The 13710-nt window shown below is 73.2% G+C and carries 12 protein-coding genes; 8 read left to right on the top strand and 4 right to left on the bottom strand.

Annotation, left to right across the window (positions count from 1 at the left end; genetic code table 11):
• The first annotated feature begins 10 nt into the window (after positions 1 to 10).
• Positions 11 to 541: an NUDIX hydrolase gene (locus HAV40_RS12555; protein WP_166381123.1), complete on the top strand. Its 531-nt coding sequence runs from the start codon at positions 11 to 13 to the stop codon at positions 539 to 541.
• Between the two features lie 3 nt (positions 542 to 544).
• Here HAV40_RS12555 and HAV40_RS12550 read toward each other — a convergent pair whose 3' ends face one another.
• Together HAV40_RS12550 and clpX are read right to left on the bottom strand one after the other, a co-directional pair.
• Complete coding sequence (locus HAV40_RS12550) at positions 545 to 1915, bottom strand: sulfatase-like hydrolase/transferase (protein ID WP_166381122.1); 1371 nt, start codon at positions 1913 to 1915, stop codon at positions 545 to 547.
• An 80-nt stretch (positions 1916 to 1995) separates the two neighbouring features.
• Positions 1996 to 3255, bottom strand: coding sequence for an ATP-dependent Clp protease ATP-binding subunit ClpX (gene clpX, locus HAV40_RS12545; RefSeq protein ID WP_166381121.1), 1260 nt, complete (start codon positions 3253 to 3255; stop codon positions 1996 to 1998).
• Between the two features lie 103 nt (positions 3256 to 3358).
• Here clpX and HAV40_RS12540 point away from each other — a divergent pair, with 103 nt between their 5' ends.
• The 5 genes from HAV40_RS12540 to HAV40_RS12520 all read left to right on the top strand — a co-directional run bounded on the left by HAV40_RS12540 (position 3359) and on the right by HAV40_RS12520 (position 10261).
• Positions 3359 to 4450 (top strand): TetR/AcrR family transcriptional regulator, encoded by a 1092-nt coding sequence (locus HAV40_RS12540; protein WP_166381120.1) that lies wholly within the window; start codon positions 3359 to 3361, stop codon positions 4448 to 4450.
• A 78-nt stretch (positions 4451 to 4528) separates the two neighbouring features.
• Entirely contained in the window at positions 4529 to 6484 is a 1956-nt protein-coding gene (locus HAV40_RS12535) for a GTPase family protein (RefSeq protein ID WP_166381119.1), read from the top strand.
• The gene (locus HAV40_RS12530; protein ID WP_166381118.1) at positions 6481 to 8088 is read left to right on the top strand and encodes a GTPase; all 1608 of its coding nucleotides are present in this window, start codon (positions 6481 to 6483) and stop codon (positions 8086 to 8088) included. The genes HAV40_RS12535 and HAV40_RS12530 overlap by 4 nt, the downstream gene beginning before the upstream one ends.
• Positions 8089 to 8199: 111 nt before the next feature.
• Positions 8200 to 9558, top strand: coding sequence for a GAF domain-containing protein (locus HAV40_RS12525; RefSeq protein WP_166381117.1), 1359 nt, complete (start codon positions 8200 to 8202; stop codon positions 9556 to 9558).
• Between the two features lie 196 nt (positions 9559 to 9754).
• Positions 9755 to 10261, top strand: a complete 507-nt coding sequence (locus tag HAV40_RS12520; RefSeq protein WP_166381116.1) for a DinB family protein — start codon at positions 9755 to 9757, stop codon at positions 10259 to 10261.
• Between the two features lie 64 nt (positions 10262 to 10325).
• On the opposite strand, the gene HAV40_RS12515 is transcribed toward HAV40_RS12520, so the two are convergent.
• The gene (locus HAV40_RS12515; RefSeq protein WP_166381115.1) at positions 10326 to 11573 is read right to left on the bottom strand and encodes a hypothetical protein; all 1248 of its coding nucleotides are present in this window, start codon (positions 11571 to 11573) and stop codon (positions 10326 to 10328) included.
• 293 nt (positions 11574 to 11866) lie between these two features.
• Between HAV40_RS12515 and HAV40_RS12510 the strand changes: the two genes are divergently transcribed.
• Positions 11867 to 12427, top strand: a complete 561-nt coding sequence (locus tag HAV40_RS12510; RefSeq protein ID WP_166381114.1) for a TetR/AcrR family transcriptional regulator — start codon at positions 11867 to 11869, stop codon at positions 12425 to 12427.
• An 11-nt stretch (positions 12428 to 12438) separates the two neighbouring features.
• A complete protein-coding gene (locus tag HAV40_RS12505; RefSeq protein WP_166381113.1) occupies positions 12439 to 13137 on the top strand; it encodes a hypothetical protein in 699 nt (232 codons plus the stop codon).
• A 91-nt stretch (positions 13138 to 13228) separates the two neighbouring features.
• On the opposite strand, the gene HAV40_RS12500 is transcribed toward HAV40_RS12505, so the two are convergent.
• Positions 13229 to 13684 carry a VOC family protein gene (locus HAV40_RS12500; protein ID WP_166381112.1) on the bottom strand — a complete coding sequence of 152 codons (456 nt, stop codon included), beginning with the start codon at positions 13682 to 13684 and terminating at the stop codon, positions 13229 to 13231.
• Positions 13685 to 13710 lie beyond the last annotated feature (26 nt).

Genomic DNA, 13710 nt, shown 5'->3' with positions numbered 1-13710 from the left:
CAATGGCGGCATGGGTGAGCAGGAGCCGCGGTCGGCCTCGGAGTTGCTGGACATCGTCGACGCGCAGGACCGGGTGGTGGGGCAGGCGACCCGCGCGCGGGCGTACGCCGAGAGGCTCACCCACCGCTGCGTGTTCGTGCTGGCCCGCACCGGCGACGGCAGGCTGTTCGTACACCGGCGCACCGCGCAGAAGCTGGTCTTCCCGTCCTGCTACGACATGTTCGTCGGCGGGGTCGTCGGCGCGGGGGAGACCTACGACGACGCCGCGCTGCGCGAGGCCGAGGAGGAGCTGGGCGTGTCCGGGCTGCCCGCGCCCCGGCCGCTGTTCACCTTCCTGTACGACACGCCCGAGCACTCCTGGTTCTCCGCGCTCTACGAGGTCACCTGCGACCTGCCGGTGGACCCGCAGGTCGAGGAGGTCGCCTGGCACGCCTTCCTCACCGAGGACGAGATCGCCACCCGCCTGCCCGCGTGGGACTGGGTGCCCGACGGCCTCGACGCCTGGCACCGCTACCAGGCCTGGCGCGCGCAGAACCGCTGACCGTCACGGGCAGCTCGCGCCCACGCAGGTCTGCCACGCGGTCAGCGTCGCGGCATCGGCCGTGACGTCCGGGTCGTTGCCCGGGTCGGCGTCGCCGAGCAGGTTGACCAGCTCCGCCGGGTCGGCGGCCAGGTCGTAGTACTCCTGCGCCAGCGGCCTGCCCGCCGGATCGGTGTACCTGCTGAACTGGCGCTCGCCCGGCACCACGTGGGAGGCCCAGGTGGGGTAGCCGCCGTTGTGCGAGTCCTGCCAGTACTCCAGCAGCGTCGCGGTGCGCCGTACGCCGCCGCGCAGGTCGTGGCCGTCGAGCGGGTAACCGGCGGTCAGGCCGGTCGCGGCCAGCACGGTCGGGGCGACGTCCACGGTCGAGGCGAGCCGCCCGTCGGAACCGCGCGCGATGCGGCCAGGCCAGGACAGGAACAGCGGCACCCGGTACGCGGCGGCGTACGGCATGAACTTCTCGTCGAGGCCGTGCTCGCCCCAGAACTTGGCGTTGTCCGACACGAGCACGACCAGGGTGTTCTCGCGCTCGCCGAGCCGGTCCAGGTGGGCGCGGACGCGGGCCAGCGCGTCGTCGACCGACAGCAGCGTGCGCAACTGGCCGAGGCGGATCTCGTCGGCCTGCGCCCGGCTCGCGCGGTGGCGGCGCACGTAAGCCGGTTTGTCGCTGCGGTCGGCCTCCCCGACGGCCGGGCCGGGGGTCCAGTCGAAGGTGCGGTCGGCGTACTGCGGCTCGGGGATCCACGGGGCGTGCGGGGCGGTGAAGCCCGCGTACATGAACCACGGCTGGGCGTCGTCGGCCTCGAACCTGTCGAGATAGCGGTTGACCTGCTGTCCGATGAACGTCGTCGAGTACGGCACGTGCCGCCGCACGCCGTCGACCAGGAACGTGGCGCCGGTGTACCCGCCGCCGGTCAGGGCCGAGCGGTCGAAGCCGGGCGGGGTCTGGGCCAGCGGCCAGTTGTTGGTGAACTTGCCGACCGCCGCCGTGGCGTAACCGGCGGCCTGCAGGGTGTGCTCCAGCGTGCCGGTGTGGTCGAGCTTGCCGACGTCGGCCTGGTGCAGCACGCCGTGGTTGTGCGCGTAGCGCCCCGACAGCAGCGAGGCGCGGCTCGGGCCGCAGCTCGGCGTGGCCGCCACGGTGTTCGGATACGCGGTGCCGTCGGCCAGCCAGGCCATGGTCTGCGGCAGCGCTTCCATGCCTTCGGGCCGGGCGTCGTCGAGGACCACCAGCAGCACGTTGGGCCGCGCCTGCGGCGCTGCCGCGGCGTGCGCCGTCCTCGGAGCCGGGCCGCCGCCCAGCGCCGCGAGCCCGGCGAGGGCCGCCGCCAGCACCGGGGCGAGCCGCCGAACCCGTCGCATCACGTATCGCATCAGGACAACCTGTCATCAAGGTCATCCGATGACCGGCTGAAACGCCCGTTCACGACGTGATCAGTTTGTTAACAGGCGGGTCAGGCGGTGTCGGCGCGGCGGGCGCGGCGGCGGACCGGGTGGTCCCGGGGGACCAGGGTCGGGTTGACGTTGTCCAGCACCGTCGCCCGGTCGATCACCACGCGGGCCACGTCGTCGCGGCTGGGCACCTCGTACATGACGTTGAGCAGGATCTCCTCCAGGATGGCCCGGGTGGCCCGCGCGCCGGTGCGGCGCAGCAGGGCCTGCTCGGCGATGGCCCCGACCGCGTCCGGGGTCACCTCCAGCTCCACCCCGTCCAGCTCGAACAGCAGCTGGTACTGCTTGATCAGCGCGTTGCGGGGCTCGGTGAGGATGCGCATCAGGGTGGCCTGGTCGAACGGGCGCACCGTGGTCACGATCGGCAGCCGCCCGACGAACTCCGGGATCATCCCGAACGTGACCAGGTCGGCGGGCATGACCTCGTCGAGCGTGGGCTCGGCGGAGCGGATGGTGGCCCCGAAGCCGATGCCACGCCGGCGCGAGCGCTGCTCGATGATCTCCTCCAGGCCGGAGAAGGCCCCGCCGAGGATGAACAGCACGTCGGTCGTGTCGATCTGCAGGAACTCCTCAGCCGGCTGCTTGCGCGAGTTCGGCTGCGGCACGCGTACCGTGCTGCCTTCGAGGATCTTGAGCAGGGCCTGCTGGACGCCTTCGCCGGAGACGTCGCGCATGGCGGTGCGGTCCGCGGAGCCACGGGCGATCTTGTCGATCTCGTCGATGTACACGATGCCGGTCTCGGCGCGGCGCACGTCGCCGTCGGCGGCCTGGATCAGCTTGGCCAGGATGCTGTCGACGTCCTCGCCGACGTATCCGGCCTGGGTCAGCGCGGTGGCGTCGGCGATCGCGAACGGCACGCCCAGCGTGCGGGCCAGGGTCTGGGCCAGGTAGGTCTTGCCGCAGCCGGTCGGCCCGATCAGCAGGATGTTGGACTTGCCGAGCTCGACCGGGGAGTCGGCGGCCGGGGCCGCGCCCCGGGCGGCGACGCGCTTGTAGTGGTTGTAGACCGCCACCGACAGCGCGGTCTTGGCCGCGTCCTGACCGACGACGTACTGCTCCAGGGCGGCGTGGATGTCGCGCGGGGTCGGCGGGCGCAGCAGGGCGGCGGCCGCCTGCTCGGTGGCCTCTTCCTCGATCAGCTCGTTGCACAGACCGACGCACTCGTCGCAGATGCAGACCGCGCCGGGGCCGGAGATGAGCTTGCGCACCTGCCGCTGGGTCTTGGCGCAGAAGGAGCAGGCCAGCACGTCGCTGCGGGTCACGGGCGCTCCTCGGGGGTCGTCGACCTTCAGATGATACCGCCAGATGATGACATCATCCGACTGGCGCGTTATCTTGCTTACCGGACGGACACGGGAGCAGGGGATGAGCCGCCTGACGAGGGCCGAGACGCAGCAGCGCAACCGCGCCGGGGTGCTGTCGGCGGCCCGTGCCGAGTTCGCCGCGCGCGGCTACCGCGACGCGACCGTCGACGGCATCGCCGAGCGCGCCGGGCTGACCCGCGGCGCGGTCTACTCCAACTTCCCCGGCAAGCGGGCGCTGTACTTCGCGGTGCTGGCCGACGACGCCGAGCGCGCCGAGGACTCGGCCGCCGCGCCAGGGCGCACGCCGCAGGAGGCGCTGGGGGCGTACGCCCGCGCCACCGTGGCCCGCCTGCCCGTCGCGACCAGGGTGCCCGGCACGGCGCCGCCCGCCCTCGACCTGGTGCCCGAGGTGCTCGACGACGACCGGGTCCGGCGGCCCTACGCCCAGCTGCTCAAACTGCAGGCGATCCTGCTCGGGCTGGCGCTGGAGGGGCTGGCGGCCGCCCAGCACGAGCGGGACACTCCCGCGCCGGGGCGGCGGGTGCGGGTCGCCGAGGCGGCACTGACCACATTGCAGGGCGCGAGCGTGCTGGCGCAGACCTCACCCGGCTTCGTCGACCCGTTCCACGTCGTCGCCACCTGCGAACACCTCGGCGGCCTCGACCTCAACGACGCCTGGCAGCCGCTGTACGCCGCGCACGTCGCGCCGCCCCGCCCGGCCGACGAGCCGTGGCCGCCCGCCGACGAGCACACCGTACGGCCCGACGCCCTGCACGGTGACCCCGTGGACCTGGCCGCCGACGGCGTGGTCGTCGTGCTCGGCCTGCACCGCCTGGCCGCCGTCGAGGACGCCGTACGGGCCGCCCCGCCCGGTGTGCGGGTCACCGCCGTGCTGGTCAGCGGCGCGCCCGGCGAGCTGATGCCGCTGGCCCGGCTGATGCTCGCCGAGTTCCGCCGCTGTCTGAACGCGGCCTTCCCCCGGCAGGCATGGCCCGGCCTGCGCATCGTGTACGACGAGGGCGGCGAACTGGCCGCGGCGGCCGGTGTGGACGCCGTCAGCGACGCCACGGAGGCCGCGGTACGGGTCGTGTCCGGACGGATCACCGCCCGCGCCGACGGCTACGGCGCGGGCCTGGCCGCGGCCTCCGGGTAGGGCCGCCGGGTTCCGGCCGGGTTTCCGGTAGTCGGGGGCGGGGGGCATAGTTTGGGCCATGCTGGATATGTGGTGGGCATGACGGGTGCGGACGCGGGGCTTGGCGGGGCACTGACAGGGCTGCGCGACACGCTCAGCGGCGTGCGCTACCCGCTGGCGCTGCCGGGCGCGGCGGCCGCGACGAGCCTGGCCAAGGCCACCGCCGGGCAGCTCGACGACTACCTCATCCCGCGCCTGGCCCGGCTGGACGCGCCACTGCTGGCCGTGGCGGGCGGCTCGACCGGGGCGGGCAAGTCCACTCTGGTCAACAGCATCGTGCGCGCCCCGGTCAGCATCGCGGGCGCCCGCCGTCCCACCACCCGCGCGCCGGTGCTGGTCTGCCACCCGTCCGACGCCGCCTGGTTCAGCGAGGCCAACCTGCTGCCCCGGCTGGGCCGTAGCGGCGACGCCGCCGGTGGCGGCATCGGCCTGCTGGTGATGCCGGTCGCCGTGCTCAGCCCCGGCGTGGCGCTGCTCGACTCGCCCGACATCGACTCCGTCGAGGAGGACAACCGCGCCCTGGCCGAGCAGTTGCTGGCCGCCGCCGACCTGTGGCTGTTCGTGACCACCGCGGTCCGCTACGCCGACGCCGTGCCGTGGGAGCTGCTGCACGCCGCCCGCGACCGGGGCACCGCCGTGTCGATCATCCTGAACCGGGTGCCGCCCGGCGCGGAGGCCGAGGTGACCCCGCACCTGACCGAGATGCTGGCCGAGCACGGCCTCGGCGGGGTGCCCATGTTCGTCATCGGCGAGCAGCGCCTCGACCAGCACGGGCTGCTGTCCGAACAGGCCGTCGCGCCGCTGCGCGAGTGGCTGGACGAGCTGGCCCGCTCCGCCGCCGCCCGCGCCGCCGTGGTGCGCCAGACCGTCGACGGGGCCGTCGCGGCGCTGTCGCCCGCCACCGCGCGCCTGGCCGCCGAGGCCGACGCCCAGCACGAGGCCGTCGGGGCGCTCGGCGCGTCCGTGGACAGCGCGTACCGTGAGGCCGCCACCGCCGTCGACCAGGGCATCCGCGACGGCACCATGTTCCGGGGCGAGGTGCTGGCCCGCTGGCAGGAACTGGTCGGCACCGGCGAGTTCATGCGCGGCCTGCAGGCCAAGGTCGGGCGCTGGCGCGACCAGCTCGTCAGCGCGTTCACCGGTCGGCCCCGCCCCACCGACGAGCTGATCACCGCGATCGAGTCGCAGCTGGTCGTCTTCGTGCACGGCGCGGCCGCCGACGCCGCCGAACAAGCGGCCGCCTCCTGGCGCGCCCACCCCGCCGGCGGCGACCTGCTGGCCGCCAACCCGGCCCTGGCCCGGGTCGGGCCCGACATCGACGCCCGCGCCGACCGGGTGGTCCGCGACTGGCAGCGCGGCGTGCTCGACCTGGTCCGCGACGAGTCCGGCGGCAAGCTGTTCGCCGCGAAGTTCAGCGCGTACGCGGTCAACGCGCTCGGCCTGTGCCTGATGATCCTGGTGTTCGCCGCGACCGCGTTCATCCCCACCGGCGCGGAGATCGCCGTCGGGGCGGGCACCACCATCGCCGCGCAGAAGGTGCTCGAAGCCATCTTCGGCGACGACGCCGTGCGCCGCCTGGCCGAACGCGCCCGGCAGGACTTCCTGACCAAGGTGGACGGCCTGCTCCAGCAGGAGGCCGGCCGCTTCCACGCGGTGCTCGCCGAGACCGGTGTGTCCACCGAGGACGGCGAGCTCCTGCGTGCCGCCGCCGCGGCCGTCGACGCCGCCCGCCGCGCCGACCCGATCTCCGCCGCAGGCCCGCGCGCCTTCGACGGCACGTCGCAGGAGACCGGCCGCACCGCCCAGCAGCCCGGCCGCACCGCTCAGGAGTCGGGGCCCACCGCTCAGGAGTCGGGGCGCACCGCTCAGGAGTCCGGTCGCACCGCCAAGGAGTCCGGCCGTCCGCCCCGGGAGACCGGTGGCACACCGCGTGACGGCGGTGGCACCACGCCCGGCGGCGGCGAGGTCCGCCGCACCGGCGGGGACGCCGGGTGAGCGCGCCGACCGTGGTCGAGCGGATGGCCGCGCTCGAACGCTTCACCGCGGCCACCGCCGACCGGCTGCCCGCGCCCGGCCTCGCGCCCGCCCAGGCGCTGGTCGCGCGGGCGGGGGAGCGGCTGGCCCTGTCCCAGCTGCACACCGTGGTCGCGCTGGCCGGGGCGACCGGTGCGGGCAAGTCCAGCATCTTCAACGCCCTCGCCGGGGTGCCGCTGTCGCAGACCGGCGTACGCCGCCCCACCACCGGCCAGGCCCACGCCTGCGTGTGGGGCCCCGACAGCGCCGACCCGCTACTGGACTGGCTCGGCGTGCAGCGCCGCTACACCCGCGACGGCGGGACCGTGCCCGACCTGTCCGGCCTGGTGCTGCTCGACCTGCCCGACTACGACTCGGTGCAGTCCGAGCACCGGGCCGAGGCCGACCGGCTGCTGTCGGTGGTGGACCTGATCGTCTGGGTGCTGCACCCGCAGAAGTACGCCGACAAGATCGTGCACTCGGGCTACCTGGCCCAGTTCCACCGCCACCGCGACATCACCGTGGTCGCGCTCAACGCCGCCGACCTGCTGTCCGAAACCGACCTGGCCGACTGCACCACCGACCTGCGCCGCCTGCTGGCCGCCGACGGCCTCGACGGGCTGCCGGTGCTGGCCACCTCCACGGTCGGCCCGCCCGGCCTGGACCCGCTGGCCGAGGCGATCGGGCAGGCGGTCGTGGCCCGCCAGGCGGCGGTGCGGCGGCTGTCGGCCGACCTCGACGGGGTCACCGCCGCGCTGGCCCCCGCCGTCGCCGCCGAACCTCCCAAGGCGGCCCTGGACGGCGCGGCGAGCCGGACACTGACCACCGCGCTGGCGCAGGCCGCCGGGGTGCCCACGGTCGCCCGCGCCGTCGAGGGCGCGTACGTGCACCGGGCCCGCAAGATGACCGGCTGGCCGCTGCTGCGCTGGATCCGCCGGACCCGCCCCGACCCCCTGGAACGCCTGCACCTGGGCGACCACCGGGCCGCCGTCACGGCGGCGACCTCGCTGGGCCCGGCGTCACCCGCCGCGACGGCCGCGGTGACCAAGGCGCTGCGCGAGGCCGCCGACCAGGCCAGCGCGCCGCTGCCCGCGCCGTGGCAGGACGCCATGCTCGCCGCCGTGCGCTCCCATCGGGACGAACTGCCCGACGCGCTCGACCGGGCCGTCGCGCAGACCGACCTCGGCGTGGCCCGCAAACGCTGGTGGTGGCGGGCGGTGGGACTGCTGCAGTGGCTCGTCACCGCGGTGGCCCTGGTCGGCCTGCTGTGGCTCGGCGTACGGCTGGGCATGCAGGCGCTGGCGCTGCCGCCGCTGCGTACGCCCATGGTGGACGGCTGGCTGCCGGTGCCGACGGCGCTGCTGGCCGGTGGGCTGCTGGCCGGGTTCCTCATCGCGGTGCTGGTGCGCCCGGTGGTCCGGCTGGCCGCGCGGTCCCGCCGCCGCCGCGCGACCCGGCGGCTGCGCGACGCGGTCCAGGGTGTCGTGAAACAGCTCGTCGAGGACCCGGCCAGCGCCGTCCTCGCGGACTACACCACGGCCCGCGCGGCCCTGCGGGAGGCCGCGGGCACCCCCGCCCGCCGTTGACCCCACCCGCCGGGCCGGAGCCCGCCAAATCGACTCAACCAGGGAATATGCTTCTTAGGAGGCGCACGGCGAACTTTCACAGGTGACCTTCCGGCAGGAGGGCTGAGAAGTATGGCCGATGGTGAGCCGTTCACGGCGAGAAGGACCGGATGGCGCGAGGGCGAGCCGGGCAGTCTCGGCTCGGCGGTGCGCTACACCCACTCCGGCAGGCTGGAACTCGATCTCGCCCTGCAGCGCCTGCTCGACAGCGCGCGTGCCCTGGGCGCCGGTGACGAGCGCATCCGCGGCCTGCTGCGGGCGAACCTGGAACTGGCCCGCGGCGTGGACCTGAGCCAGGTGCTGGTCCGGCTCGTGTCGACCGCCCGGCACCTGGTCCACGCCCGCTACGGGGCGCTCGGCGTGGTCGAGGACGGCCACCTCACCGAGTTCCTGTTCGACGGGCTGGACTCGGCGACCGCCGACCGGATGGCCCACCTGCCCGAAGGGCACGGGCTGCTCGGGCTGCTGCTGCGCGAGCCGCACGCGGTCCGGATCGCCGACATCTCGCAGCACCCGTGCGCGGTCGGCTTTCCTGAGCACCACCCGCCGATGACCTCGTTCCTCGGGGTGCCGATCCTGTCCGACGGCCGCCTGCTGGGCAACTTCTACCTGACCGAGAAGCAGGGGGCGGCCGCGTTCAGCGCCGCCGACGAGGAGCTGATCACCCAGTTCGCCCGGGTGGCCGCGGCCGCGATCGGCAACGCGAACATGTTCACCGAGGCGTGCCGCCGCCACGCCTGGCAGGAGGCCATGGTCACGATCACCGAGCACGTGCTCGCCGGGGTCGGGGCCGACCGGCTGATGGCCGAGCTCATCAGCCAGGCCGAGCGGGCCGACCGGGCCGACGGGGCGTGCGTCGCGCTGCTGTCACCCGACGGGCTGCACGTGAGGGCCGCGCAGGCGATGGGCACGCTGAAGGAGTTCGCCGACACCCCCGAAGCGCTGCTTCCCGTGTGCGCGATGGTGCGGGCCGAGCGCCGGGTGATGGTGGTCGAACCGGGCACCGACCCTCGGCTCAAGGACCTGCTCGGCACGGCGCATCCCTGGCAGATCCTGATCGCGCCGCTGACCGGGCAGGAGTCCGCGCTCGGCGCGATCCTGCTGTCGAAGAAGCCCGACGCGCCGTCGTTCGACGCGGTCGACGTCGAGATGGCGTCGGTCTTCGCCGGTCAGGCGAGCCTGGCGCTCGAACTCGCCGGGGCCGCCGACCTCGGGGCCGACGCCGACCTGAGCGACCGGCACCTGGCGCTCGCCGAGGACCTGCGGGAGCGGTTCCTGCACCGGCTGTCGCGGATCAGCTTCTCGCTGCGTTCCGTCGTCGACCACAGCATGGACATCGAGCTGCGCGAAGAGGCCGGCTACAAACTCGCCGAGATGGAAGCCCTCATCGACCACCTAAAGTCCCTCACCTTCCTACGCACCGACCGCTGACCCCGCCCCCCCGCATCCCGCCCCCTCTCCCCGTACCCCCGGCTTCGCGGGCCGCCAGGCCTCGCGGGCAAGATCGCTGTTCGAGGTCACTATCTGTGGTCTGACACCGTGTTCTGACCTGAAACGGCGATCTTGCTCGCAAGCGGGTCCCGGGGGCCTGGTAGAACTGGGGGCTGCCGAGGGAAGGATCTTCGCGATGGGGACCGAGCGTCCGGATGTGCCGGTGATCGCCGGGGAGCGGGAGATGCTGCGGCAGTTCCTCGACTACCACCGGTCCACCCTGGCCTGGAAGTGCGACGGGCTGACCGACGAGCAGCTGCGCGAGCGGTCCATGCCGCCGTCGACGCTGACCCTGCTCGGACTGGTCCGGCACATGTGCGAGGTGGAGCGCACCTGGTTCCGCAAGGTGATCGCGGGCGAGGACATCACCCTGGTCTGGTCACCTGTCGACGACTACCAGGTGGCGTACGACCCGACCGGCGCGACCCGCGCCGAGGCGTTCACGGCCTGGCAGGCCGAGGTGGCGCACGCGCGGCGCATCGAGGCCGAGGCCGAGTCGCTGGACGTGGTCGCGCACAACGCCCGCTGGGGCGAGGACGTGTCGCTGCGTTTCGTGATGCTGCACCTGATCCACGAGTACGCCCGGCACAACGGTCACGCCGACTTCCTGCGCGAGGGCGTCGACGGCGTCACCGGAGCCTGACGGCCGCGTACACGAGGGCGGCCCGCACCACGATCGTGGCACGGGCCGCTTGCGGTGCGACGGCTTACGGGGCCAGCGCGATCAGCGAGGTCTTGTCGTTGATGTCGGCACCGACGAACAGGTGGTCGCTCTTGACGAACAGGCGGCACGCGCCCAGGTTCTGACCGGAGTCGTTGTCGCAGAGCACGGCGCGCCCGGCACCGGGCACACGCAGCGAGCTGACCGCGTCGTTGCCGACCGGGGCCAGGTCCGCGGCGGTGTACAGGCCGGGGCCGAAGGTGGCGGTCGCGCCCTTGAAGTCGCGGTCGGCGTACACGTTCAGCAGGTTGCCCGAGGCGGGTCCGGCCTGCACGACGAGCGTGGAGATGCCGTCGTTGAGCGCGTTGCCGGCCAGGCCGTGCTCGCCCGCGCCGAACATCCGGCACAGGCCGAGGTCGCCCTGCCCGCTCAGTCCGGTGCTGTCGTTGCGGCAGCCGACCACGCGCCAGCCGTCCGCGACGCGCAGCGACGTGATCTTGTCGTTGCCGACGGTGGCCAGCTCGTTGGCGAACGCGGTGTACACGCCGGGGTTGAACTGCTGGCGCAGCCCGGTCATGTCGGCGTCACTGGTCGCGATCAGCGGCGGCGCGCCCACGGCGACAAGGGAGATCTTCTTCTCCATGTCGCCGCCGACGGTGGTGTGCTCGCCGCCCCGGAACAGCCGGCACTTGCCGAGGTCGACCGTCGCGGTGCCCGGCTTGGCGTCGTTGTCGCAGGCCACGACGCGGTAGCCGTCGGTGACCTTGAGCGACTTCACCGAGTCGGCCAGGGTGGCCAGGTTGCCCGCGACCTGGCCGAAGCCGCCCGAGCCCAGCGGCAGCGAGGCGCCGGTGAACTTGGTCTCCTGGTACGCGGTGACGGCGGTGCCCTTGACCGGCTTGCCCATGACGGCCAGCAGCGAGATCTTGTCGTTGAGGTCGCCGACGAACGCGTGCAGCCCGGCGTCGAAGTAGCGGCAGGCGCCCAGCGAGCCCTTGTTGACGTTGCCGTCGGAGCCGCCGTTGTCGCAGGCCACGGCCCGGTATCCGGAGGCTACGTAAAGCGAGGTGATGGCGTCGTTGCCGACGACGCCGAGTTCCTTCTTGGCGGCGTCGAACACGCCCGCGCCGTAGGACTGCTTGGCTCCGGTGAAGTTGCGGTCGGCGTACGCGACCAGCGGCGCCGAGCCCACGCCCGGGATCACCGCCGCCTGCGCCGCAGCGGTGCTCAGCAGCCCCGGCAGGAACGCGGTCGCCACCGCCGCCCCCACCGCCAGGGACCTTCGAATCGACATGCCAGCCTCCGAACCCGAATCGACCGAGCCGACTCGTAGACCATGGACATTGGGCCTGTGGAGGACGTAGCGGCAGGCACAGGTGTCAGGGCGAGCCGGTGGCCGGCACACCTGGAGCGCTTCCCCGCCACGCGCTCGATCAGGTATGCCTTTTGTATCTGATTACATCCCCTATGTCCATGATTGTGCGTTTTCATGAGCGCGCCTGACCGTTGACGAAGCGTGGCTTGACGGCGATGGCTAATGGCAGTAGCTTTTCGGCTATCAGCATTAGCTAACCGAGGGGTGGCCGGATGCCCAGGGCTGGACTGTCCACGCAGGCCGTCGTGCAGGCGGCCGTCGAGGTCATCGACGAGCACGGGGCCGACGCGCTCACCCTCGCCGCGGTCGCGTCGCGCTGCGGTGTCGCCGCTCCCTCGCTCTACAAACACGTCGGCAGCCTCGCGGAGCTGAAGATCCAGGTGGGCGTACGCGTTCTGCACGAACTCGCGGACCGTTTCGCCGCCGCGGCGATGGGCCGCAGCGGGCAGGACGCGATCACCGCGCTGATGCACGCCTACCGCGCGTACGTCGCCGCCCACCCCGCCCGCTACGCCGTGATGCCCGTCGACCCACTGCACCACCCCGCACTGGCCGCGGCGGGCATCCGCCAGCTGGAGGTCATCCAGGCCGCGCTGCGCCCCTGGCAGCTCGACGCCGCCGCGCAGGTGCACACCATCCGGCGGCTGCGCGTCATCGCGCACGGCTTCGCGTCGCTGGAGTCCGCCGGCGGCTTCGGGTTGCCCGACGATCTCGACGAGACATACCAGCAGCTCATCGACACTTTCTTCGACTCCCTGCCGACCCATTCCTGAGGAGATCAACCGTGTCCGCACCCCTGACCCGGATCCGCCTGTCCGCCGCCGCGCTGGCCCTGGCCGGAACCATGTTCGCCCTGTACCCGGGCCTGCGCCCGTGGCGCGACGAGGCCACCCTGCAGGGCGCGCAGGAGGCCATGTCCTCGCCGTGGTGGGTGGCCACCCACCTGTTCGCGATGATCGGCTTCATCCTGGTGCCGCTGGCCCTGTTCGCGGTGCGCCGCGTCGTCGAGGGAACCCGGGCCGAGCCGCTGGCGCTGACCGCCGCGGTCACCGCCTGGATCGGCGCCGGGCTCACCCTGCCCTACTACGGCGCGGAGGACTTCGGGCTGCACGTGCTGGCAGCCGAGAGCGCCGCCGGTGCGCAGCTCGACCTGCTCGGCCTGGCCGAAGCCATCCGCTACCAGCCGGTCGCGATGACCACCTTCGGCGTCGGCCTGGTCGCGCTCGCCGTCGGCGCGGTCATGGCCGCCGTGGCCATCGCCCGCTCCGGCGTGCTGCCGCGCCTGTCCGGCGCGCTGTTCGCGGTCGGCTTCGCGGCCTTCCTGCCCCAGTTCTTCACCCCCGCGGCCGTCCGGGTCGGACACGGCCTGCTCGTCGCCGCGGGCTGCCTCTGGCTCGCCACCGCCCTGTGGCGCGCAACCCGACCGGCCACACCGGTCACCGCCGCACCCTCGGCGACCCTGTCGACCGCTCCCGCGAGCTGACCCACGCCGCCTCGCTCCGCGCTGACGAAGGAAGGGCACCTTCCACACGCCAAGCGTTGTGGAAGGTGCCCTTCCTAACCCTGCCGGGTGCTCAGATACCGTCGTGGGCGTCGTGCAGGGCCTGGATGTCGAGCTTGGTCATGCCGAGCATGGCGTGCATGACCCGGCTGGCCTTCGCCGGGTCCGGATCGCCCATCAGCTCGCCGAGCGCCTTCGGCACGATCTGCCAGGACACGCCGTACCGGTCCTTGAGCCAGCCGCACTGGCCCTCCTCGCCGCCCTCGGACAGCCGCGCCCACAGCTCGTCGACCTCGGCCTGGTCGTCGCAGTCGACGAAGAACGAGATCGCCTCGGTGAAGTGGAACGCGGGCCCGCCGTTGAGCCCGACGAACGGCTGGCCCTGCAACTCGAAGTTCACCAGCATGGCCCGGCCCTCGGGACCCGGCACGGTGCTGACGATCCGCGAGTCCTTGAAGATCGCGGTGTAGTGCGCCGCGGCCTCCTCCGCCTGGGTGTCGAACCACAGGTACGGAGTGATCTTCTGCATCCTGGTCTCCTCGCCTACGCAGCTGG

The organism is Catellatospora methionotrophica (assembly GCF_011297335.1).
GTDB lineage: Bacteria > Actinomycetota > Actinomycetes > Mycobacteriales > Micromonosporaceae > Catellatospora > Catellatospora methionotrophica.
The sequence above is the reverse complement of the archived record's forward strand: the minus strand, read 5'-3'. Positions and strand labels throughout refer to the sequence as shown.

Bases quoted from the DNA above. Each gene is read 5' to 3' on its own strand.
- HAV40_RS12550 (WP_166381122.1), bottom strand. From the start codon at position 1,915: ATGCGATACGTGATGCGACGGGTTCGGCGGCTCGCCCCGGTGCTGGCG.
- HAV40_RS12515 (WP_166381115.1), bottom strand. From the start codon at position 11,573: ATGTCGATTCGAAGGTCCCTGGCGGTGGGGGCGGCGGTGGCGACCGCG.
- HAV40_RS12510 (WP_166381114.1), top strand. From the start codon at position 11,867: ATGCCCAGGGCTGGACTGTCCACGCAGGCCGTCGTGCAGGCGGCCGTC.
- HAV40_RS12500 (WP_166381112.1), bottom strand. From the start codon at position 13,684: ATGCAGAAGATCACTCCGTACCTGTGGTTCGACACCCAGGCGGAGGAG.
- HAV40_RS12555 (WP_166381123.1), top strand. From the start codon at position 11: ATGGGTGAGCAGGAGCCGCGGTCGGCCTCGGAGTTGCTGGACATCGTC.
- HAV40_RS12540 (WP_166381120.1), top strand. From the start codon at position 3,359: ATGAGCCGCCTGACGAGGGCCGAGACGCAGCAGCGCAACCGCGCCGGG.
- HAV40_RS12535 (WP_166381119.1), top strand. From the start codon at position 4,529: ATGACGGGTGCGGACGCGGGGCTTGGCGGGGCACTGACAGGGCTGCGC.
- HAV40_RS12525 (WP_166381117.1), top strand. From the start codon at position 8,200: ATGGCCGATGGTGAGCCGTTCACGGCGAGAAGGACCGGATGGCGCGAG.
- HAV40_RS12520 (WP_166381116.1), top strand. From the start codon at position 9,755: ATGGGGACCGAGCGTCCGGATGTGCCGGTGATCGCCGGGGAGCGGGAG.